At 33.3% G+C, this 21,308-nt stretch carries 21 protein-coding genes; 2 read left to right on the top strand and 19 right to left on the bottom strand.

Going from position 1 to position 21,308, the window contains the following annotated elements:
- Positions 1–76 precede the first annotated feature (76 nt).
- The 3 genes from ACKI44_RS04075 to ACKI44_RS04065 are packed head-to-tail and all read right to left on the bottom strand — an operon-like array spanning position 77 to position 4,211.
- Positions 77–1,756, bottom strand: a complete 1,680-nt coding sequence (locus ACKI44_RS04075) for an MATE family efflux transporter (RefSeq protein WP_407421802.1) — start codon at positions 1,754–1,756, stop codon at positions 77–79.
- A gap of 12 nt (positions 1,757–1,768) precedes the next feature.
- Entirely contained in the window at positions 1,769–3,454 is a 1,686-nt protein-coding gene (locus ACKI44_RS04070) for an ATP-grasp domain-containing protein (RefSeq protein WP_407421800.1), read from the bottom strand.
- A gap of 13 nt (positions 3,455–3,467) precedes the next feature.
- Complete coding sequence (locus ACKI44_RS04065; protein WP_407421798.1) at positions 3,468–4,211, bottom strand: hypothetical protein; 744 nt, start codon at positions 4,209–4,211, stop codon at positions 3,468–3,470.
- Between the two features lie 106 nt (positions 4,212–4,317).
- On the opposite strand from ACKI44_RS04065, the gene ACKI44_RS04060 reads away from it, so the two are divergent.
- The gene (locus ACKI44_RS04060; RefSeq protein ID WP_407421796.1) at positions 4,318–5,280 is read left to right on the top strand and encodes a PLP-dependent cysteine synthase family protein; all 963 of its coding nucleotides are present in this window, start codon (positions 4,318–4,320) and stop codon (positions 5,278–5,280) included.
- 476 nt (positions 5,281–5,756) lie between these two features.
- Here ACKI44_RS04060 and ACKI44_RS04055 read toward each other — a convergent pair whose 3' ends face one another.
- The 11 genes from ACKI44_RS04055 to hmd form a co-directional block, all read right to left on the bottom strand.
- A complete protein-coding gene (locus ACKI44_RS04055) occupies positions 5,757–6,161 on the bottom strand; it encodes a hydrogenase iron-sulfur subunit (protein ID WP_407421794.1) in 405 nt (134 codons plus the stop codon).
- Positions 6,162–6,174: 13 nt separating this feature from the next.
- Complete coding sequence (locus ACKI44_RS04050) at positions 6,175–7,320, bottom strand: Coenzyme F420 hydrogenase/dehydrogenase, beta subunit C-terminal domain (protein WP_407421792.1); 1,146 nt, start codon at positions 7,318–7,320, stop codon at positions 6,175–6,177.
- 3 nt (positions 7,321–7,323) lie between these two features.
- Entirely contained in the window at positions 7,324–8,367 is a 1,044-nt protein-coding gene (locus ACKI44_RS04045) for a molybdopterin-dependent oxidoreductase (RefSeq protein WP_407421790.1), read from the bottom strand.
- A 17-nt stretch (positions 8,368–8,384) separates the two neighbouring features.
- Positions 8,385–8,744, bottom strand: a complete 360-nt coding sequence (locus ACKI44_RS04040; RefSeq protein ID WP_407421788.1) for a hypothetical protein — start codon at positions 8,742–8,744, stop codon at positions 8,385–8,387.
- Positions 8,745–9,308: 564 nt separating this feature from the next.
- A complete protein-coding gene (locus ACKI44_RS04035) occupies positions 9,309–9,869 on the bottom strand; it encodes a UPF0254 family protein (RefSeq protein WP_407421786.1) in 561 nt (186 codons plus the stop codon).
- Positions 9,862–10,515, bottom strand: coding sequence for a hypothetical protein (locus ACKI44_RS04030; RefSeq protein WP_407421784.1), 654 nt, complete (start codon positions 10,513–10,515; stop codon positions 9,862–9,864). Before ACKI44_RS04030 ends, ACKI44_RS04035 begins: the two co-directional genes overlap by 8 nt.
- Positions 10,512–11,213, bottom strand: a complete 702-nt coding sequence (locus tag ACKI44_RS04025; RefSeq protein WP_407421782.1) for a Nif3-like dinuclear metal center hexameric protein — start codon at positions 11,211–11,213, stop codon at positions 10,512–10,514. The genes ACKI44_RS04030 and ACKI44_RS04025 overlap by 4 nt, the downstream gene beginning before the upstream one ends.
- Positions 11,214–11,999 (bottom strand): SAM-dependent methyltransferase HcgC family protein, encoded by a 786-nt coding sequence (locus tag ACKI44_RS04020; protein ID WP_407421780.1) that lies wholly within the window; start codon positions 11,997–11,999, stop codon positions 11,214–11,216.
- A complete protein-coding gene (locus ACKI44_RS04015; protein ID WP_407421778.1) occupies positions 12,000–12,479 on the bottom strand; it encodes a DUF3236 domain-containing protein in 480 nt (159 codons plus the stop codon).
- A gap of 24 nt (positions 12,480–12,503) precedes the next feature.
- Positions 12,504–13,502: a 5,10-methenyltetrahydromethanopterin hydrogenase cofactor biosynthesis protein HmdB gene (gene hmdB, locus ACKI44_RS04010; RefSeq protein ID WP_407421776.1), complete on the bottom strand. Its 999-nt coding sequence runs from the start codon at positions 13,500–13,502 to the stop codon at positions 12,504–12,506.
- Positions 13,503–13,623: 121 nt separating this feature from the next.
- Positions 13,624–14,637, bottom strand: a complete 1,014-nt coding sequence (gene hmd / locus ACKI44_RS04005) for a 5,10-methenyltetrahydromethanopterin hydrogenase (protein WP_407421774.1) — start codon at positions 14,635–14,637, stop codon at positions 13,624–13,626.
- A 439-nt stretch (positions 14,638–15,076) separates the two neighbouring features.
- Here hmd and hmdC point away from each other — a divergent pair, with 439 nt between their 5' ends.
- Positions 15,077–16,576 carry a 5,10-methenyltetrahydromethanopterin hydrogenase cofactor biosynthesis protein HmdC gene (gene hmdC, locus ACKI44_RS04000; RefSeq protein WP_407421772.1) on the top strand — a complete coding sequence of 500 codons (1,500 nt, stop codon included), beginning with the start codon at positions 15,077–15,079 and terminating at the stop codon, positions 16,574–16,576.
- Positions 16,577–16,927: 351 nt separating this feature from the next.
- Here hmdC and ACKI44_RS03995 read toward each other — a convergent pair whose 3' ends face one another.
- The 5 genes from ACKI44_RS03995 to ACKI44_RS03975 are packed head-to-tail and all read right to left on the bottom strand — an operon-like array spanning position 16,928 to position 21,307.
- Complete coding sequence (locus ACKI44_RS03995; protein WP_407421770.1) at positions 16,928–18,346, bottom strand: MFS transporter; 1,419 nt, start codon at positions 18,344–18,346, stop codon at positions 16,928–16,930.
- 44 nt (positions 18,347–18,390) lie between these two features.
- Positions 18,391–18,729 (bottom strand): hypothetical protein, encoded by a 339-nt coding sequence (locus tag ACKI44_RS03990; RefSeq protein WP_407421768.1) that lies wholly within the window; start codon positions 18,727–18,729, stop codon positions 18,391–18,393.
- 43 nt (positions 18,730–18,772) lie between these two features.
- Positions 18,773–20,467 carry an ATP-grasp domain-containing protein gene (locus tag ACKI44_RS03985; RefSeq protein WP_407421766.1) on the bottom strand — a complete coding sequence of 565 codons (1,695 nt, stop codon included), beginning with the start codon at positions 20,465–20,467 and terminating at the stop codon, positions 18,773–18,775.
- A gap of 49 nt (positions 20,468–20,516) precedes the next feature.
- Positions 20,517–21,026: a GNAT family N-acetyltransferase gene (locus tag ACKI44_RS03980; protein ID WP_407421763.1), complete on the bottom strand. Its 510-nt coding sequence runs from the start codon at positions 21,024–21,026 to the stop codon at positions 20,517–20,519.
- 5 nt (positions 21,027–21,031) lie between these two features.
- Positions 21,032–21,307: a zinc ribbon domain-containing protein gene (locus ACKI44_RS03975; protein WP_407421761.1), complete on the bottom strand. Its 276-nt coding sequence runs from the start codon at positions 21,305–21,307 to the stop codon at positions 21,032–21,034.
- Position 21,308: the final 1 nt, after the last annotated feature.

The raw sequence follows: 21,308 nt of genomic DNA, 5'->3' as shown, positions 1-21,308 counted from the left end.
TAATCACTATTTTATATTTAATTTTGTTAATATAAATAAGTTTTTAATATATTAAATCTTTTTTCAAAAGAGATAATCATTTTTGAACAGTTAAAAGAGTATTGTTAAAACCCATTATTTGAGAATAATCAATATTGTCAGCAGAGATATTGATATTTTCCGGATTAAAATTAACTCCATTATCCTTAATTGAAATTAAAAATGAATCATCTTTTTCACGAACAATAATATCAATCCAATCCAATTCATCATTAATATCAATGATATACAAAAGCATTTGCTCCATTACGCGAGAGAGATTTGAATCATCAAAGTAGCTCTTAATTTCTTTTGAAAGAATGAGCACATCATCCTTATTTCCTTTAACACTATATTCCATTCTTCTTTCATCACTAGCCCGTTTATTAATAAAAAATCCTGAGTATAGGCCATCAGTTTTTTTAGAAACATATTTTGAATATATATAAATGAATAAAACAGTGACAATTTCAGTTATTGTAAATGAAATCCAAATTCCGTCAACACCCCATAAATATCCGAAGAGATATGCAAAAATAATTGGAAGAATCAAACCCTCAAGGATTGTGATAATATTGGCCAGTTTATAATATTCAACTGACGGAGCGTAAAACATGTATAAAAAGCTTATTGAATAAGCTAAAAAGCATAAAGAAAATATTCTAACCGCATTCAATACAATAGGTATCTGTAAAGGATTTGTAACTGAAAATATGAACAATATTGATTGCGGGAAAATTACAAAAAGAAGCGTGAAGAAAATCCCGAATAGAAGGACTATCTTTAATGAGATTTTTGTAACGTAGTCTATGCCCTGAAAATCTCCTTCGGCATAATAAACGGCCACAATAGGCAATATTGACTGTGCCGTACCCAATATGAAAATCCCAACGACATATAAAGCATTGAAACACATGTTAAATGCTGCCAATCCAACTTCCCCCAGGATTCCACCAATCAGAATATTAATAAACAGGAGTTTAAGTGATTCATACAATGGAATTGATGCACTGGAAAATCCCACTTTGGAAATATCAACCAGGTATCTCATTGATTTAAAAAATCTGACTTTTACTAATTTTAAAGTTGCTTTTGAATTAAAAAAATAAGTAGTAATATAAATTGCTGCAATAATATTGCCGATTGTAGTAGCCAAACCCGCTCCGGCAATGCCAAAATTAAGGAATTTTAAAAAGACAACATCCAAAATCACATTCATGGCATTGCATAAAAGAAATGCTCTAAACTGCAGTTTAATAAAGTCATCAGTCTTTATGAAATAGGCCAAAACAACAAAATAACAAAGGAATGGTATTCCAATAAGATACAAATTAAAATATTGGCTAACAAGAGGCTTCAGTTGATCTGATGCACACAATAACTGCATGAAAAAATCAGGGAATAAAAATCCCAAAAGGCTTATCGCCAATCCAATTAAAATTACACTAATCAATGAAACCGTGAATAAGTAATTGCCTTTTTCACTATCAAATTCCGCCCGGGCATGAGTACAAAGGATGGAACCTCCAAAACCTATTAACCAGTAAATTACATTAACAAATGCAATTAAGGGCTGGACACTTTGAATAACAAACAAATTTAAAGGACCCATAAACATACTGATTAATAATGCATCAACCAGAACTGCAAAATTACCCGCTATTGAAGCAAGCAACGTTGGGACGAATAATTCCTTAAATTTATTATTCAATAAATTATAATTCCTTTCATAAGTCATGTTGGCCTCATTTTAGACATTTGATGCTATCACTATTTTTTTAAGATTATGTTTTGGTATTTGTATTTTCAGGTCAAAAATTTTTACAAGAGCTTCTGCACCCAATCTGCCATTAGGAAGATAATCATAGGTATTTTTTAATATGAATGTATATCCCCCAGTTCTTATTTTATTGAATATGTTTAAAAACAACTCCGCAACATAATCATCCTTTTTATTAATTATGCTTTTATTGATATTGATTATAATATAGTCAAACTGGCCTTTAATTTCATCCAACTTATCTGGAGCGACCTGCAATATGTCTAATTCATCAATTTCCTCATCTGTAACTAAAAGGATAGATTCATAACTTTTAATATTTTCCAGCAATAATCTTAAATCATCATTATCATTGCGGATTAGCTTATTTTTATTTAATCCTTCACTTAAAACCAGCTGGAAAGCCTGTTTTTCGAGGGTGCGTATGTAGTCAACGTCTTTTTTCACCTGGTTTGGGTCTTCATGGACAAGATAGATATCCCCTGCACTGCTTTCAAGGTCCTGCGTTTTTAAAAATGGCTGATAATCCCCATAATCATGTAGTGATATCTTATAAAAGCTTTTTAATTTGCTGCTGATATATTTTATAGGTGAAGATTCGGCAATCAGGTCTTTAGGAACAATTAATGATTTGATTACACCATATGAAAATAATTTATAACCTTCATTAAGTTTTTTGTGAAACTTTTCGGGATTTAAATAAGAATCAAGGGAACTGTCCGTTTCGTGCTGGGCAGAAATCCTGTCTAAAAATTCAGAGTCAAAAGAACCTCCCATAGGTCGGCAGTTTACTTCAATTAAAACAGGTCCGTTTTCATCCACCATATACTCCCCATGTACAGGTCCGTATTTAATGCCAATGGCATCTGCAACATCAAAAGCATATTCAACAAGCTGTGATTCACCAAGCCCTAAATCAGCAATTATTTCATCATAATCGTAGATGACACCACCCTCTTCAGTTTTAGCCTTATGATATTTCCATATTGTAGTTATCCTATGAACTCCATCGCATGACACAGTATTTACCACATATTCCATACCGTCAATGCGTTCCTGAATCAAAACTTCATCAAATTCATTCCCATAGCATCCCCTTTGCTTCAATACCTCTTCAACGGCTTTAATCATTTCATCCTTATTTAAACAGATTCGTACACCGACTGATGCTGCACTGTATACAGGTTTTATTACAACCTCATTTAAGCCTTCACGCTCATAGAAATCTATTGCCTCATCAATCGTGCTTACGGTCTTGCCTTTAATGTATCTGAGATTATTTTCAGCCAATCTCTTTTGCATTTCATTTTTCAAAGTCATAGCATCGAGGTTTTCAATAGGATTACCTGGCAAATTTAAATCATTGGATAATTTGGTGGCCAGTATAACCCCCTCTTCAGTGCCGGGAATTATTAATAAGGGATCATATTGTTTAACCATTTCAAGAGTCTCTTCATAAGTATCCTGTTCATAGATTAAATCAAAATCTCCCATTGATTCATAGCCTTCCCTTATTTGCTTTTGATATTCCATCGCTTCTTTTGAATCATTCTTAGCCTTTAACTCCAATACAATAGGATTGCATTTTCGATTAGTAATGTCCTGAACATAATTTTTACCTGTGGACATGCACTGAACAATTATAATGTTTCTCATGAAAGTACCTCCTTTAATTGAATTTCAGATTGTCAATAGCTCTTATAAGTTCCAGCATGTGGGCGTCCTTGATGTTTTGTGAAATGAAGCTGTTTTCTTCAAAGTAAAATGCAGGAACACCATTCTGATTTAAAGGAACAGTAAGGTAAGGACCGCTTGTAGTGTGTTGGGGATTATAATATGAAATGTTTTGAGTGCCTGCAGAAACATTTCTTCCATAACTTTCACCAACTGAACCGTCTACGGGACTGAAAACGAATGTATTGTGTTCTCCGTATGCCCCGCCGTGGGCATGTACGTCAACTGCCATTTCATAGCTTCCGTTAACGATTTGCGGATATACATATTTCAGGGCCAGATCCTGACCTGTCGCTCTTCCGGGCTCATCATCAGGGTGAAGCTCCCCGTAAGCTGAAAAGTCTTCCGTCACATTGATAATGTAAACGTCATAGCAGTAGTTCAAATCCTTCAGCGTCGGAAGAATCTTTAGAAATGTCTTGTGAGTATCGTTTTCAAGAGGATGAACTCCTACAACACAAGCAATCTTTTTGGCATCATGGTTTCCCATATTTCTGATTACTTCAACAGACCCGCCATCCTGAGCAGTATTGTTGGCAATAACCTCCCGGGTTATTCCAAATGAATTATTTAGTCCGTTATTATCACTGCCAGGCATAATCTGACTTACAATCACAATTAAAAAAATCAGAATGACTATTAAAAATATCAGATTTCTTAAAGTATTTTTCCTTATCATTAATCAGATATTTGAATTCCAAAACTAATATATTTGTCTACAAAAAAGTATTTTATAATTGAAACACAAAAATTATAACATTACATTATTGAATTGGACTGAAATTATGAATATCGAAAAGTTAATAGGCAATACGCCGATGATAAAAATCAATTATGAATACGAAGGAAAACAAAGCAGTATTTATGCTAAACTCGAATACTACAATTATACCGGAAGCCTTAAAGACAGAATTGCATATTATATTATCAAAAAAGAAAGAAAAAACGGCACCTTGAAAGAAGGGCAGGCCATTGTTGAAGTTACAAGCGGAAACACTGGAATTTCCTTCAGTGCCATCGGTGCGCTCTTCGGCCATGAGGTTCATATTTTCATGCCTGACTGGGTATCCATTGAAAGAAGAAATCTTATTGAAATGTATGGGGCCCACGTTCACCTTGTATCTAAAGAGGAAGGCGGATTTAAAAAGGCTTTGGAACTTGCTAAAGATTTTGCCCAAGAAAATAATGCTTTCAGACCACTCCAATTCGATAATATACTGAATGTTGAAGCTCAATACAATACTACCGGTCAGGAAATAATTGATTCATTTCCAGACGTCAATGCATTTGTATCCGGTATCGGTACCGGCGGAACATTAATGGGAATAGGAAAAAGATTAAAGGAAAACAATCCAGATTCCAAGATATTTGCTCTTGAACCGTCCACATTATCCATTCTTAAAATGGGAATGGAGGAAGGAAGCCATATGATTGAAGGAATCGGTGATGACTTTATTCCTGGAATTGTTCAACAGGAGTTAATTGATGATATTGTTTTGATTGAAGACTGCGATGCTATAAACATGTCAAAAAGAATAGCTAAGGAATTCGGTCTGGGCATTGGTATTTCAAGCGGTGCAAACTTTTTGGCAAGCGTTTTGATGGATTGTGATGAATATAACATTGCTACCGTTTTTGCAGACGACAATAAAAAATACATCACCACAAAACTTTCCGAAGAAATAGACAAAAACAATTCAAAATTGATTTCCAATAAAATCAGACTAATCGATTTTGAAGTAATTTAGTGTGTATGAATCACTTCCCCACATTAATTTTTTAATTAAGCATCATTAATCTGAAAGTAATGTTGAATTATATGGCATGATAATTGCATAACTATCATTTTAAAATAAGCAAAAATATAGGATTATTAAAAAGAATTTTTTTGAAAATAGTATAGCTATTAAAGTAAGTGTGAGATTGCTTCAATAGCTATTCTAGACAGTGAAAGATAACCTTTGAAATGTATTATCTTTTTTTATAATTATCCAAATATTGATGGAAAAAAATTATAACAATAGTCTGGTTATGCTCAGACCATTATTACAGGCCGATGATGAATTTATCAATAAATAGATAATTATTTGAAAGACAAATTAAATATTCTCTATTTAATTATCTTTCTAACATTAGTAACTCATCACTAATCTTAGAAAGGCAATTAAGAGGGGGAGTAAATAGTTATTAAATTAATAACTATTTACAACATGGCTGTAATCATTTATTCTAACTCCAATGGTCCGAGTTTTGTTAATGTTTTATGGAACTCTTCCATTGTGGTTTGGAATTTTTCTCCTTCAGATGCAGAAATCCATTCATGACGGAATCTTTCTTTTTCTATTCCAAACTCTTCGAGAATATCTTCAACAATTTTTGATCTTCTAGACCATTTGTAGTTACCTGCATCATAGTGGCAGTCACCAATATGGCAACCTCCTACAAATACTCCATCTGCTCCTTCTTCGAATGCTTTAAATATCATTGAAGGATTGATTCTTCCTGAACACATTACACGAATAATTCTTACGTTTGGTGGGTATTGCATACGTGCTGTTCCTGCAGTATCTGCACCCCCGTAACAACACCAGTTACATAATAGGCCCACAATTTTTAAATCATCAGACATAAATAAACACCTCTTATAATTCTACTTTATCTGGACTGTATAATGGAGGTTTAATATCATCTGAAACTCCTGCTACATAGCCAGTTCTATCATAATATTTTTTCTGCAATTTGTCAAAAATCAGTGAAACAGGTATATCCATTGGACATACATCGTCACATTGTCCGCAATCTATGCAACTAAAACTCATGTGGGATAATCTTACACCCTGAAATGCTATCGGACTTGGTGGAATATTCGCTTCATCCTTGAAGTACGGTTTATTCAATTCACAGTTGGTAAAGCACCAGCATATTGGGCAGACATCACGGCAAGCATAGCAGCTTATGCAACGCTTCCATTCATCCATTTCACTTACTTTAGGATACATTGCATCCTGTGCTTTTTTAGCCATTTTCTTCATGATTCCTTCAACTTTTGACCTTCCTTCAATAGCTGCTTCAGAAGGATTTTTAGTATCCAGAATTCCTGCTTTTTTAGCACCGTCAATTAATTCCTGTCCTTTTTCGTCATTGATTTCAATGAAGGTCCATCCGTCTTCGGCTCCCCAGTTTCCACATGCGATATTTGCTTTTCTAGGAATTTTTACATCACATCTTTGACAGTTGTCACGGCGACCATATCCTTTTTCTTCCAAATCATGGATTTTTACGGCTTCTTCTGTTCCGTCTGCAAGTTCTATAATAAATTGACCTTTATCTATTTCTTCTGAAACAACATCGTCAGGATTTGCTTCATAAAACAAATCAATCATTTTTCTACCAGATACGGGTGAAACAGTTCCTCCACAGTTTAAACCTATTGTGATAATATTGTCTTCATTTATTTTATGTCTTTTAATCAGTTCCTGAATTGATCTGATATCACATGGCTTTACTGCAACCGCAACTTTTTTATCAAAGAGGTATTTCTGAATCAGGTCACCGACCATTGTTGGTGCACAGTGATAGGACCCTGCAGTTTCAATTAAATCTTCGGATTTTGTGATAAAAGTTGGTATTCCATCATATACATCATCAACAGGTTTTAGGGCTAAAACCCCGTCAACAATACCTTCATCAAGCAAATATTTAAAAATACTTGTTACTGCTCCACCACATTCTCCGGCTTTAAGTATTTCATCATTTTGTGATTTTGCTAAAACGTAACTCATTATCATCACCTATTCTTTTAATTTTTCAATTATCTCGATTTCACTTAAAACATCAGATTCGACAACGGCTTTAAAGTTTTGAGTTTCCCCCATGGCATTTATGAATGATCCGTCTTTTTCAAGCCATGCTTTAATAGGTACGACAATATCTGAGATTTCAGTTGTATCATTTTCACAACATGCAAAACTAATTATCTTGGATATTCTTGAATAGTCATAGTCTATTTCATCAACAATATCATCATTAAAAACAAGTAAGATTTTAGTATTGTCCAAAATTTCAATCATTTCTTCAGCTGATTTTGAATCCAAGAAATTGAATGTTCCTTTTGTATTGGATTTACTGTAAACAGGTAAAACTTTACAATTTGACTCTTCAACAATTGAATTTATTTTATCCAGGTTTTCCTGAGTGTCAATTTCATTGAATATTATTAAAGCAGTCTCATCAAGATTATCTTTATTTGCATCTAAAAATTCCTGAATTGAATCAGTTGCATAATCATCTGCAATATTTTTAGTAACAGATTTTTCTGCTCCGAAAGCACAGATTGCTGCACCATTTTGTTTTGCATGAACAATTCTTCTTCCAATTAATGGATTTTCATACAATATATCTCCAATTACAGCAATTTTTTTGGCATTTTCAATATCCTCATAAGAAGCAATGTTTTCTATGTTTTTTAAATTGTCTGCATAAAATCCGACAGTATAATCATTGGATTCGGCAAAATCTTTTATCGCTTCAATTTCTTCAACACTATTGTTTCCGGAACAGATTACTGTAACAGTTGAAGCATCTGCTGAAGACAATTCTTTTTTTATTTCATCAATAGCCTTATTAATATCAGTTTCTGAATTAGAAATAGTGGCTTTTTTTAGTTTATTTTTATATTCTTCAATGGAGTTTCTTCCATTTAAACAATTTTTTCCTTCGTTGACAGGGTGTCTTTTATACGGAAAAGACCCGACAACTTCACCTTCTTTTAAAACCACATTTATACCACAACCAACACTACATGAAGGGCATAACGTGTGCTTAATTTCTAACATAATACATCTCCAAATATTTAGTTGATAAGAGTACTTTGAATATGGGCACTGTCAAAACCATATGAATCCTCGCAATTAGATAAATTATGTGTTGATTCACGAGTTATAGAAATCATATCCATGAAAACGCCACATGCCTTTTGAAATATTAGCTTGGAAATTTCTTCTTGATTAAAATCTTCATCAGAATTTAATTTCAAATATCCATCAATTTTCACACTGAAATCCTGCATTGATTTAAGTATAATATTGAAATCCATATTTTTTTGATCTTTATGAACATATTCAACAGACCAATCAATATCCAAATTTAGAGTTGAATTTTTTGAGTTTATTTCTCGTCTAATCATTCCAATTCTTTGCATATATATTTTCATACTTACTCCCTAACTACTAATTAATAACTTTCATTAAAATTACTTAATTAAAAAATTTAATTAAATAATCTAATTATACTTAGTAGTAATAACCATATATAATTTATTAAATTATTCCAATTGATTTTTATGCTTGAATTAAAAAATAAAGCATTTATATTAGTTTTTTATTGAAAAGAAAAAATCTGAATTTTTTAAATTAAATGCTTTAAATTGAGATTCCTTTGATTTAAAAAAGTAATACTTCTTTAAAAATTTTAAAAATAGACATATGTTTTTTAAAATTAATATTATTATTAGTTAACTTTTTATTCAGTGAAATATTTTTATATAAATTTTAATTTCAAATTTTACCTTAATATTACAAGTATTTTGTAAAATAACTCATTTTAAATTAAAATAGAAAAGTAATACTTTAATATAAATTATTACTACTTGAAAACATAATAAAATTAAAAAAAGTATTACTAAATTCACAATTTTCAATAAAAAAAAGAAATAGAAAATCAGTATTTTTTCAATTGAAAAAATGGATTCAAAGATTTGAATCAGAAAAAAATAATGCTATTTTTTCATAACCCAAACATTATCCAAAGAACATATTTCATCGATTTTATTGTTTAAGAAAAGTAAAAGAATTTTAATGGATTTTTTTATACCGCTTAACTGTCTTTGATATAGCTCTTCACTATTGTTTTTGCGTAAATCTGTGTAAACATCACTCATTGCAGTTATTTCATAATCAGGAGTGATGATTGTAATGGCACCATGGCCAATTCCGGCTGTCGTTCCAATAGCTATGTCACAAGATGTGAGTTTCATAACGGCTTCGGCCATGACCTTACTGGCCTTTTTGTCTCCTTCCTCATCATAAACCTTAATTCTTTTAATAAGATAATCTGGCTCTGGAGGGTTTTCAACATTCAAAATATCTTTTAAAGAGTCAATGGTTGGAATAAATAAACTGCATAAAACGCCTAACTCACTATAATCAAAATCGCCATAGTCACTTAAATTTTCAATATATTTGCTTCCAAAATTGCCTTCATAATTTTGTGCAAGGGCATGAAGTTCCAGGCCAATTTTTCCATGAGTAAAACATTCTGCTGTAGCTATCCTAATCATTTTGATCCCTTAAAAGCTTTAATGCATTCATGGTTATGATATTTGCAACCTCATCCAGAGTATATGGAGTTACAGGTTCATTGTCCCTGATTAATTTATGAGTCGTTAAAATAAGATGATTTTCTGTGATACCCTGTGCTCTTAACTCCTCAATGGCAGGATTGGAATCATCATATTCTGAAATGTCCTTAATTTCAATATCTTCATTGCCAAAACCAAATATTCCTGCAGTTCCGATTGTCTTAGCACCTCTTTCATGTGCATGTTTAATGATTTTTGAAGCTGTGGATATCGTATTTCCACCGGCAATGACAATAATTACAACATCACCATCTATCAAATCAATATTATCGTCAGTTATGTATTGGCAGTTGCTTTCTATTTTTCTGAAGTCTTCATCATGTGTGCATAATCTTTTTAAAAAATCAGGTTTTGCCTCTCCGATTTCTGCTCCAAGAAGCGTGAATATGACATCCCCTCCAGATATTTCCTGTCCGTCAAAGGCACCGATTACTTTAGGTCCTCCCCGGTGTACCTGCATTAAGTTAATGCCTATTCTCAAGCCCAATCTTCCAACACCAATCAAATCTATTTTTCCTTTCGGAACCTGTTTATCTTCCATTAACTGTATCTCATCAGCTGTCATTTTCTTTTACTCTCCATAGGAATTCTATTTATCACTTCACAATCTATATTCAAATCATCAATGATATCTTTTAAATAATAAAGACCAGGCACTTCACTGTTATGATGGCCCAGATCAATCAACGTCAATTCCAGGTTAATGGCAAGGATGGAGGTTTCCTGAGTTAAATCTCCGGATATCAACATATCCAACCCATATTCTTTTGCCAGTTTAATGTATTCGGGATTTTTCAAACCGAAACCTGAAATAATGCCTATATCATTTATCATCATATCATCATCAGGCTTATTTACAACATTGAAATAGTCGAATTCAGTTAAAATTAAATTCTCCAATTCTTTAAAGGTTATATTGGATTTACATATCCTTCCAATATTTGTTGTTTTATCAAAATTTTCAATAACTTTTAAATTAAGACTGTCTGCAAGAGCATCATTTGCTCCGCCTTCAATAATGTCCCAGTTTGAATGTATAGTGAATGTGGGACTTTTCGGACTGAACAATGGAGGATGATGCGTAACGATTAAAGTGTTTTCATCAAATACATCATCTTCGGGATATAAATCCATCAGAATTTTAATCTTATTTATATCCAGCGTCAGGTCATAATCTCCCATCAACCCAACATTGTCACCATCCAAAGCCAAATTTTGGGGTATTTTTTTATTTAAAAATTCAATTATATCATTAAGCTTCATTTAAATCATTTTTGACTCTATTTTATCCAATTCATCAAGAATAATTTCATCAATTTCAAAGGGATTGATGGTGGAAATTTTAAAAGCTTTTCTATCGGTTAGTTCAATGAATTTGTCAACATTCTTTTCTTTAAAGATGACTTCTTCAAAAAAGCCCATTTCACATGCACTGTAAAGCAAACCCTCTTTTTTTGAAATCATATTCATTACATTAGTTAAAACACCGATAGTTAATGTCATCGTTCCTGATGTTTTTGTATCAATTCCTTTTGTTTTTAAAATTGATTTGTTTGGAGAGTTTACGGCTTTTAATCTCTCATGAATATTATTCTTATTTTTTAATAATTTATCATTATCTTCGGCTACGGGATCTTCTATTATAAATGCCTCAACATTGAATTTTGATGATTGTTCCACATTTATTCCACCGAAACCTGTTGTATCAATGACAACATCCCCGTCATAAATCAAATCAAGGTCTGATGAAAATTCAACAGGAATTATCATCTCGCCTCCGAGAGGAGTGTATAACAATTCTTCAAGATGGGGATAAATATCAATTAACATGATGTTTGTATATTTTTCACTTAATTTTTTAACAATTCCCACACCTGTAAAATATGTACCGATAACGATGATTTTGCTATCCTGTTCAAGGTTTAAACTCTCAATGTAATCAAAGCAGGCCTGAGATTTCTTTTCAATTATCTTATTGAAAATATCCATTAATTTAATTTCGGATTTTATCGTTAAGACTTCTGAGGTAATTCCTGTATCAATATCCATTTAAATCACTTTTTCAAAACCGATTTTTTCAAGAGCTTCACATGCTTCACTGTAAACTGCTTCTTCAATAGATTTTTGGTGAATCAAATGGGAAGGTGATGTTCCGCAGGTCAATATTCTTCCTTTATTGTCAATGAAAATCAGCAATGAACCTGAGCCAGGTATTCCCAGACGGCCTCTGGCTATTATCAAATCTGCATCACTTTGGTCAAGTGCCATATACGCTTTTGCAAGAGCAGGAATTCTGCTTGTATCTGCAGTATTTGTATTAATCTGTAAAATGTCTGCTTGAGGCAATCCATATTCACTTAAAACCTGATTTAAAACTTCAACTTTAATTCCATTCTTGTTAGGAATACATATCCTTTCTGCATTTTTAATGTAATTTTGAATCTCAGTTATTTCTTCAATCGTATCTCCGAATCTGCAGTTATTTCTGGATTCTTCAAATGCATTCCTAATCATCTTTTCAAATGCCATAATATCATATCTAAAAAATAGAGATTAAATAGTTTGAGGTATCAAATCTAATTTTTCAATGACATTCACAACTTCTGAATAATTACCATATTCCGGAGAGCCCACCCCTTTAACCTCATGAGGATAATTGCTGGCTATTACTGTTGCCAAATTGTTTGCACCTGCTTTAAGTGAAAATTCCACGTTTTCAGGTCCAACAGTTGGGGTTGGCATTGTGATTGTAATTTCCGGATACATTATCCTTGTTACAGCAACCATTTTTAACTGTTCTATTAATGGGAATGGAGGATAATCTGCCATTGGAGTACCTTCATAAGGATTGAAACCCATTATTGGAATTTCTTCTAAAGTTTTGAAGTTTGATAAATAACGCAAGTGTTTTATTCTGTCTTCCTTGCTTTCGCCAAGACCTAAAAGCAGACCTGAAGAGAGGCCAACTCCGGCATCACTCACCCGTTTGCAGGTCAAAATTCTTTGGTCCAATGAATCTCCAGGTTTTCTTTGATAAAAAACATCTTCGTTAATGGTTTCTAAGTTACAGCAAATTGTATCGGCACCTAAATCTGCCAATTCTTTTACTGATTTTTCTGTCAGATCTCCTCCAACATTTACTAGAATTTCTAAATTTGAGTTTTCCTTTACAATCTTACAGGCATTTACTGCCTGTTTGCCTTTATAGCCATATCCTCCAGAACAGCTTACACGAGGGATGTGTGCTTCCTGAATAGATTTGACTGCAGTTAATATTTCATCGTTAGATTTATAAAATGCATTGAAATATCCCTTTTCAGAAGTTTCTTCAGCAAATCCACAATATTCACATCTAGGTTGAATCTGACATTTATTTGTTAGATGTACAGTGGATGTCAATTTGATTACTTTAGACTGATGATCTCTTATATCACAAGCTATTTTGAATAATTTTTCTAAATTTTCATCATCATCAATATTCAACAATTCTAAAAATTCCCCGTCCGTTAATTCTTTTCCTTGTTTTGCTTTATTTAAAATTTCATCAATCATTAATATCCATCTCACAATGATACTTGTTAAAATGAGTAACTTATTTTTTAATAGCTAGCTGACCCAACGATTAAAAAATAAGTTAAAAATTGTTGGTAAAACCAACAATTAACTTATGTGTTTATTCATCTTTACCTAAGTAATCTAATACAGTAGGAACAATTTCAGCTAATGAACCGAAGTTCATTGAGTCAGCAGTACCTAATAATGCTGCTGGGTTTAAAGCATCGTCCATTTTGTCGATACCTTCATCTTGCATTAAAGCAGTTACGTTGGATAATGCTTCGTAAGCCATACTTTGTGCAAATCCTGCAGGAGCACCTAAGATTTGAGTTACGGTGTCTCTGTAAGCTAAAATACCTGCATAGGTAATTGCGGTTACAGCTGAACACATATCACATACAGGACCAACCATGTTTGCTGGTAATGTGAATGCGGATCCTCTTGCTTTTGTACCTAAGTCCATTAAAGTGTCGATAGCTGCTTGGTCAGCAAATCCTTCTGCAATGTAAACTTGACCTTTCATTTCAGGTACAGCACCTGGGTGGTAAGAAGCTACATTTACGTTTTTACCTAAGTCTTCAAAGATTTTGTTTAATCCAGGAGTTGGGATAGTACATGCGTGAGTTACGATTGCACCGTCTTTGATATCATCAGCGAAGTTTTTGATGATGTCAGGTTGCATACCTCCTTCAGGTAACCAGGTCATTACCCAGTCAGCGTCAGCTACAGCTTCAGAATCATCATTCATACATTTCATACCTAAGTCTTCAGGGTGAGTAAAGTGAATAGCACCTTTAGATGGTTTTGGTACGGTTTCAGCTAATTTACCTACTTTTTCTCTGATTGCAGGCATTACTTCTTCAGGGTTACCTGCTTTGTGAGCTGCGATTACTTCTGCATAGTCGAAGTCATCTACTACGGTAAAGTCTCCGTCAAAAATTGGGTCGGATACAACTACTTCATCTACACCAGCTAATTCTAATAATTCTGCACCCATTTCAATGGTTGAGTGAGTCATTGCAATATTTTCTTTACCGGTTGCTTCTGCAACTTCACAAGCTCTTGAGAAGTTGGTAATTCCACTTGCAGCATGAGTTCTGTAACATCCTGCACCTAAAATTGCTACTTTCATTTTTTTATCTCCTTTATCTTTTTTTCCTTCTAATTTTTGTTTTAACTTGGAAAGAACCATGTTCTTTTCTCCATTAGAATTTTTTTATTCTTTCAACAAATTTAATTTGAAAGGATCTTACTACAATGCTATTAGATATATAATCTTCTGGACATATTTAGATAGGTAGTTAAACATGTAGTAATATTTATTATTAAATTAGTACTACTATTTAAATCTTTATATTGACCTTTAAATTGTTATTACTTATTTTAAAATATTTGTTTTTTAGTAATACCAGTATTACTTATTTTATTTAAAAACTAAAAAAAGTATTACTTTTAAAAATTACTATAATTCATTAATAATTTATTTTAGGTATTCCAAAAAACGAAAGGTTTTTATTTAATATTTTACGTAATAATAATTATTATCAAAAAAATATTAAGGAGTTTAACCCATGTATGATTTAATAAAAAAGGCAGTTACTGATGATGAAGCGGCAATTGAAATATCAAAAATGGAAAATAAAGATGTAGTTGCAGTTGTTGATGCAATTTCCCAATTGTCTATAGATGAAACTATGAAATTAGGTATGCAATTCAAAAGATTCCCACTAGGATGTGATTTAACAGAAGTTGTAGCCGGAACCTGTGCGTCTGATTTGGAATTAATGGACCTGCTTGGAAACTGCAGATTATCCAATATGATTGGTGCTCCTATTCACATCTGCGCATATGCATTTTCAGACATCGCAGAAAAATTCGGAATGAGAGGGGTTGAAGTGATGCAGATGGTTCATGACATCGTTGACGTACCTCTTGATTTGGATCATTTTGGAGAAAACGGGGCAATGAGATTTCCAAAAAACATTAGTGGATGCGGCGGGGAATGCTATACCAAAGGCCCTGCATATACCGAATGTCCTAGAGGCAGAATTCATGAGAGATTGATTGACAAGGAACTGGAACAAAAATCCGATAAGGAAGAGTGGGTAAAACTATCATCTTCCGTTGCCGTTAATGTTACATCAGAACAGACCAGTGACGGACATGCCGCCCCTTTAAAAGAGGCTAAAGATATTGCCGATTTGGCAAAAAAATATGGCAGAGGTTTAGAGTCAATCATGTTTGTTGGTGACGGATATGATGAAGCAATAACAGGTTTTGAAAAATCAATTGAACTTGGCGCAGATGTTTTAGTAGTCGAAGGAGGACCATTTAACAGATGCGAAAATACAACAGAAGCATTTGCCAAAACCATTGCAGCCGCCAGAATATTGGCTCCCGGAAAAGTAGTTGCAACTAACGGTGCCTATGAAAATGAAGTTCGCGCAGGATTGAGAAGCGGTCTTAATATGGTAATTACAGGATTTCCAAAAAATCATCATGGATACATGTGCGGATTTGAGCCAGGAACAGCAAGAAGAAATAAATTCGGTCTTCCAAGAGTTATTCAAATTATTAATGAAGAATTTCCTAATAGAGGCTTGCCTGTCCAAAAACATGACCTTCTTGCATTAACTACTGCAGTAAAAATTGCCGGACCGGATTACATTTATCCAGGAAAAATCGGGTCATATGCCATTGGTGATGCACACTGGGCCACATTAGTAAGTTCCAACATGTATAAAAAGATTGAACTCAAACATACATTGGATGAAATTGTAAATCTGTCTGAAGGAAATACAATAGCATTGCACGGAGGAAGGTTCATATCCTGGGTAATAGCTAAGGAACTGGATAAGAAGGTTGATGAAATAATTATATCAGATATTGACCCTTGGGTACAAAATATTAGTGTAAACAATTTACAGGAAGAATTGAATGCTACAATCATTCCTGCTGAAGATGATGTTTCTGCATCAAAAGAAGCAGACTTTTCTATTGCATCATCAACCATGATATCTATAAAAAACAATATCTTAAAGAAAGTTCCAAATGCATTGACTATTGTCTAAATGTTATGTATGCCATCACCAATATTAAAATTTTTTTTCTAATAGCTTTGAAATATTGAAGAAATGATTTGAAATTTGCTATCTTTTAAGCATGCATTAAGAATAATGAAAGCTCTATCCAATATGCTTAAAAGGATTTCATGTTGAAAATATTGTAAAAAAATAGTTTAGAAAAAGAATAATGTAAGCCATTATTCAGATTCTTCTTTTTCTTTTTGCTTTTCTTTTAGGTTTTCAATACCTATTATCATAGTATACCTCCCGTGTTACTATTTAATATTATTTTATTCTAATGAGTATATAAATTTTTAGGTATGCCTAAACTTTAATATTTTGAAAAAAAATAATTGATTAGAACATGTCCTTAACCCATGTTGAAAATACTCTTTTGATATAGGCAACAGTTCTCAGATTATATTCCAATTCGTATTTCGTATAACTGTAAAAGAGCAGTGCCATAGCAGAAAAAGCAACAACTGCATTAAGCATCATCATGATATGTGTAGATAACATCAGCAAGTGATTAACAGAAGAATCACCCAATTGTCCGCCCACTATGAAAATGGAGAAAATTAATGTATATATTCCTCCGCTTAAAATCTTACCGAATTCCTTACTTGTGGATAATAGTGAACTTGCATCAGGCAAGTCTTCAACATCAACCAATGTCAATACATACTTATTATTTGGAGCTGAGAATAAACCGGCACCTATTCCCTGCAAAACAGATGCAAAAATCACATAATCCAATGTAAAGTGATGCATGAATGAATATAATAGCATTGAAGCGAAAATGAATGCCATTGCAACTCCGGAAATGATTCTTGGATCGATTCTTTTTGTAAGTCTTCCGGAAAAACCAGATAAACCGACCATGATAATCGGTGCAATAAGCAATATCAAACCTATAAAGAATTCGCTATATTGGTGAATGTAAAGCAGATAGAATGTAATTGCACTAAATGCAATTGTTGTAGTGAAATAAGCGGCCATTGCAGCATAATTGCCAATTACATACCTTGCATCTTTTAAGAGCTTCAGATTGTAAATTGGATTTTCAACACGTTTTTCAACCTTGACAAAAAGAATTAATAGAATTAAACTGGCTACAACAAGAACTATTCCCCACTCATCAAGAATGGTGATTCCATAAGCCAATAGAGCCATAGTGACAACATAAATCAAAGACCCTAAATTATCAATTTTTTGTTTTTCCGTAGTCCATTCTTTCTTAACTCCCCTTAAGAGCACGAATAAAATCAGAATAATTGGAATGAATATTAAAAATGCAATTCTCCAGCTGGTAAAAAACATAGTAAATCCCATAAATGAAGGGGCAATCAGCATTCCGATATATCCGGCAGATCCTACAATACCCAAAGCGGGACCTACTTCCTCTTCATCCAAATCATTTACAATCAGCATGTAAATACTAACGGATAACAATGCACATGATAAACCCTGAATTCCTCTTGAAAGAAGGAAGAGGTATGGATTAACGGCAAATATGGAAATCAAAACTGAAATGAACAATAGGATAAAGCAATAAAGGGTAGATTTTTTAACCCCATACTGGGAAATGATTTTAGCACCGGGAATACAGAAAGCAACTAAAGAACATAGATATATCATATTAACCCACATCATCATATCTATATTGAAATTTAAATCTATAGCTATCTGTGGAAGTGCAACAACAGTCATATTACATATTAACTGTTCGATAAGCTGGGTTAATGCCGCAACAATTACTATTTTTTTATCTTCCAAAGTAAAAGAAATCCCCATAATGAATATTATTATGTTTTATAAAACTATTTATATTTTAGTAATGACCTTATTTCGTCCAGATTATCATTAATGAACTGTTTATAATTGGGATTGGACAAAACTTCATACTGTTTAATTTGGGTTCTCTGATATGCCTCATTCATTAGGCCCTGAAGTTCATCAATGTCTGTTGAAAGAATAATGTAAAGCTTTTCTTTTTGAATATCTGTAAGACTGTCCATATATGACCCTATAATAGATTTAAACTTCAAAACAAGATTGGTATTTCTTCTGGCAAATGTCTCAAGCAGAAATGATGGGGCCAGAGTGAATAGGCTTTGGTATTCCTCAACGTCAGCATATGTAATTTTTTCTTCGCTCATACTATCTTTGAAAAAAAAGAAAGATAATTGTTAAATTATCTTATTATTTAATTCTGGATGCAATCACTGCATTTTTCATGCCGTATGGTGGAACTTCAATCTTGAGGTTCAGTGATTTAACAAGAGCCTCAACACCTTTTCTTCCGCCAGGAACATATTTATAAGTTGTATCCGGAATGAAAATCACTCCTCCGACTTTAATATATGAAAATATATCAAATATTATGTCTACAGTAATCTCATCACTTCTTCTAATAAAGCTTTCATTCAAATTGAGTAAAACAAAATCAAATGTGCCCTTTACATCATCCATATCACTAAGGCCTACCTGCAGTATGCCGACGTCATATACATGCTGGTCTGTAATTAATAATCCGGTTCCGTACTTTTCAGTAATGTCAATTACAAGTTTAAGCTTTTCAATGATCACGTTTTTATTTATGGTTTGTATTTCATCACTTTCTTCACTTAAAACCAAATTAAATGCGTTTTTCTCAACGCTTCTTAAGAATTTGACGTCCTCACTAACTACGCTTGCATCCTCATGGGCCAAAAATATCAGACCGCAGCTGTTATTAATGTCTTCGGTTTTTGAAAAGAACCTTTCGTTAGCAATTAAATCCTCGAAAACAGTACCATAATGACTTCTTAACTGTGGAGCAATATTGATGATTGGAGCGGATCTTGCCATCAGGTCCTTTGGAGCTATGAACATTTTTAATGCGCCGTAAGCCTTCATATTGTATTTTTCCTTTCTTTTTTCTAAAAAGCGTTCCGGCTTAAGGTATGAATCCAATATGGAATCTGTTTCATGCTGTCCTGAAACCTTATCTAAAAACTCAACAGGCAAATGACCGCCCATAGGGTGACAGTTTACCTCAACAAGAACAGGTCCCTTTTCATCGATGATATATTCACCGCTGACAGCACCGTATTTGATTCCGATAGCATCATTAACGTCATATGCATATTCAATCATTTCAGCTTCACCGAGACTTAAGTCATTAACGGATTCAAGAGCATCATAAACATAACTGCCGTCAGATGTTTTTACCTTTTTATACTTCCAGATGGTGGTTATGCGATGAATACCGTTGTTTGAAGCTGTATTTATAATATATTCCTCACCGTCAATGAATTCCTGAATTATAAGGTCTTCAATGTCTTTGCCGAATATGTCCTTTCTGGTGAATAAATCATTGACATTTTCGATTATTTCCTCTTCAGTGGAACATATACGGACATTTGCAGGTTCAGAATCATGTACAGGCTTTAAAACAACTTTCTCAAAGGGTTTGTTTTCAAAATATTCAACACCGTCTTCAGCTGATGAAATGCGTTTTCCCCTGATATTTCTAAGGCCTGCCTTTGCAATTTTTTTCTGCATTTTATGTTTCAATGTCATTGCATCAAGATTGGCAACAGGATTTCCTACCAAATCCAAATCATAGGCAAGTTTGTTTGCAAGTACTACCCCACGTTCACTGCCTGGAATAACAAGTAACGGATCCATTTTTTTTACGAATTCAAGGGTTTCTTCATATGTTTCCCTTTCATAAATCAATTCATATAAACAGTCAATTTCATCATATTCCAATTCCATTTTTTGTTTATATGCCTTAACGTCATCAGAATCAGGTTTTAACTCCAAAATTACCGGATTGTAACCCATATTAAGAATATCCCTTATAAAATTTACACCAGATGATATACAATCAACAATAATAATATCCTTCATAAATTTCACCTTATATTATTTAAGAATTTATTTATAATACAATATATACTTATTTTTCACAAATCATCGCAATTTCACGAAAAACATTATTCTCATAGTCCATATTGTTTAATTGAGAATAGTATTTGAAGCCCAATTTTTCCAAAACCCTCATTGACCTGGTGTTTTCATTTTTAAACGATGCGAAAATACGTTCAACTCCCAAATCATCAAATGCCCTTTTGACTATAACTTCAGATGCCTCAACGGCAAATCCCTTTCCCCAGTACTCCTGGGCTATCCAGTATCCCAGTTCGGCTGAGTTTTCACCCCACCAGTGATTGGTGTCCGGATGAAAGAGCAGTCCAGTACATCCAATAGGAATGTCATCCTTTACAACGGCATAAGTTTCCCTTTTGGAAAAAACAGTCCTGATAATATTTAAACTGTCTTCAACACTTTTATGAGGTGGCCATCCTGCAATAGGTCCGACATTGGGATTTTTTGCAAAGTGATAAAGGCATTCTGCATCGGATTCTTTCCAGGGCCTTAAAATCAGATTGGGAGTTTTAAAAATCATTTTAATTAATCGTTGGCCCATCTTTTCAATTTTGGAAATACCTCATTCATCATGGATGCGGCCTCAGCATTATCCATCTCAGGGTGAACTTCAACCATCTTTTCAATGCAGAAGTTCATCATTTCCTCCATTGAAATGTCCGAAGTGAATTCTCCATCCTTGAAGCAATATATGCAATATTCGTCATTTTTGCTTCCATCGGCATTTGTCCCATATATTTCGCTGCTCCCCATAGGCATTGCACAGGACTGGCAGAATTTCTGGTTTTCATAGTTTTCCATA

Source organism: Methanobrevibacter sp. (assembly GCF_045646205.1).
Taxonomy (GTDB): domain Archaea; phylum Methanobacteriota; class Methanobacteria; order Methanobacteriales; family Methanobacteriaceae; genus Methanocatella.
This window is presented reverse-complemented; position numbering and strand designations above follow the sequence as displayed.

What these genes read in the sequence shown, in the direction of transcription:
- hmdB (WP_407421776.1), bottom strand. Translation starts at nt 13,502, where the DNA reads ATGATTGATGAAATTTTAAATAAAGCAAAACAAGGAAAAGAATTAACG.
- ACKI44_RS04050 (WP_407421792.1), bottom strand. Translation starts at nt 7,320, where the DNA reads ATGATAATGAGTTACGTTTTAGCAAAATCACAAAATGATGAAATACTT.
- ACKI44_RS03985 (WP_407421766.1), bottom strand. Translation starts at nt 20,467, where the DNA reads ATGAAGGATATTATTATTGTTGATTGTATATCATCTGGTGTAAATTTT.
- ACKI44_RS04015 (WP_407421778.1), bottom strand. Translation starts at nt 12,479, where the DNA reads ATGGCATTTGAAAAGATGATTAGGAATGCATTTGAAGAATCCAGAAAT.
- ACKI44_RS03975 (WP_407421761.1), bottom strand. Translation starts at nt 21,307, where the DNA reads ATGGAAAACTATGAAAACCAGAAATTCTGCCAGTCCTGTGCAATGCCT.
- ACKI44_RS04055 (WP_407421794.1), bottom strand. Translation starts at nt 6,161, where the DNA reads ATGTCTGATGATTTAAAAATTGTGGGCCTATTATGTAACTGGTGTTGT.
- ACKI44_RS04070 (WP_407421800.1), bottom strand. Translation starts at nt 3,454, where the DNA reads ATGAGAAACATTATAATTGTTCAGTGCATGTCCACAGGTAAAAATTAT.
- ACKI44_RS04065 (WP_407421798.1), bottom strand. Translation starts at nt 4,211, where the DNA reads ATGATAAGGAAAAATACTTTAAGAAATCTGATATTTTTAATAGTCATT.
- ACKI44_RS03980 (WP_407421763.1), bottom strand. Translation starts at nt 21,026, where the DNA reads ATGATTTTTAAAACTCCCAATCTGATTTTAAGGCCCTGGAAAGAATCC.
- ACKI44_RS04025 (WP_407421782.1), bottom strand. Translation starts at nt 11,213, where the DNA reads ATGAAGCTTAATGATATAATTGAATTTTTAAATAAAAAAATACCCCAA.
- hmdC (WP_407421772.1), top strand. Translation starts at nt 15,077, where the DNA reads ATGTATGATTTAATAAAAAAGGCAGTTACTGATGATGAAGCGGCAATT.
- ACKI44_RS03990 (WP_407421768.1), bottom strand. Translation starts at nt 18,729, where the DNA reads ATGAGCGAAGAAAAAATTACATATGCTGACGTTGAGGAATACCAAAGC.
- ACKI44_RS04045 (WP_407421790.1), bottom strand. Translation starts at nt 8,367, where the DNA reads ATGTTAGAAATTAAGCACACGTTATGCCCTTCATGTAGTGTTGGTTGT.
- ACKI44_RS04040 (WP_407421788.1), bottom strand. Translation starts at nt 8,744, where the DNA reads ATGAAAATATATATGCAAAGAATTGGAATGATTAGACGAGAAATAAAC.
- ACKI44_RS04035 (WP_407421786.1), bottom strand. Translation starts at nt 9,869, where the DNA reads ATGATTAGGATAGCTACAGCAGAATGTTTTACTCATGGAAAAATTGGC.
- hmd (WP_407421774.1), bottom strand. Translation starts at nt 14,637, where the DNA reads ATGAAAGTAGCAATTTTAGGTGCAGGATGTTACAGAACTCATGCTGCA.
- ACKI44_RS04060 (WP_407421796.1), top strand. Translation starts at nt 4,318, where the DNA reads ATGAATATCGAAAAGTTAATAGGCAATACGCCGATGATAAAAATCAAT.
- ACKI44_RS04030 (WP_407421784.1), bottom strand. Translation starts at nt 10,515, where the DNA reads ATGACAGCTGATGAGATACAGTTAATGGAAGATAAACAGGTTCCGAAA.
- ACKI44_RS04075 (WP_407421802.1), bottom strand. Translation starts at nt 1,756, where the DNA reads ATGACTTATGAAAGGAATTATAATTTATTGAATAATAAATTTAAGGAA.
- ACKI44_RS04020 (WP_407421780.1), bottom strand. Translation starts at nt 11,999, where the DNA reads ATGGATATTGATACAGGAATTACCTCAGAAGTCTTAACGATAAAATCC.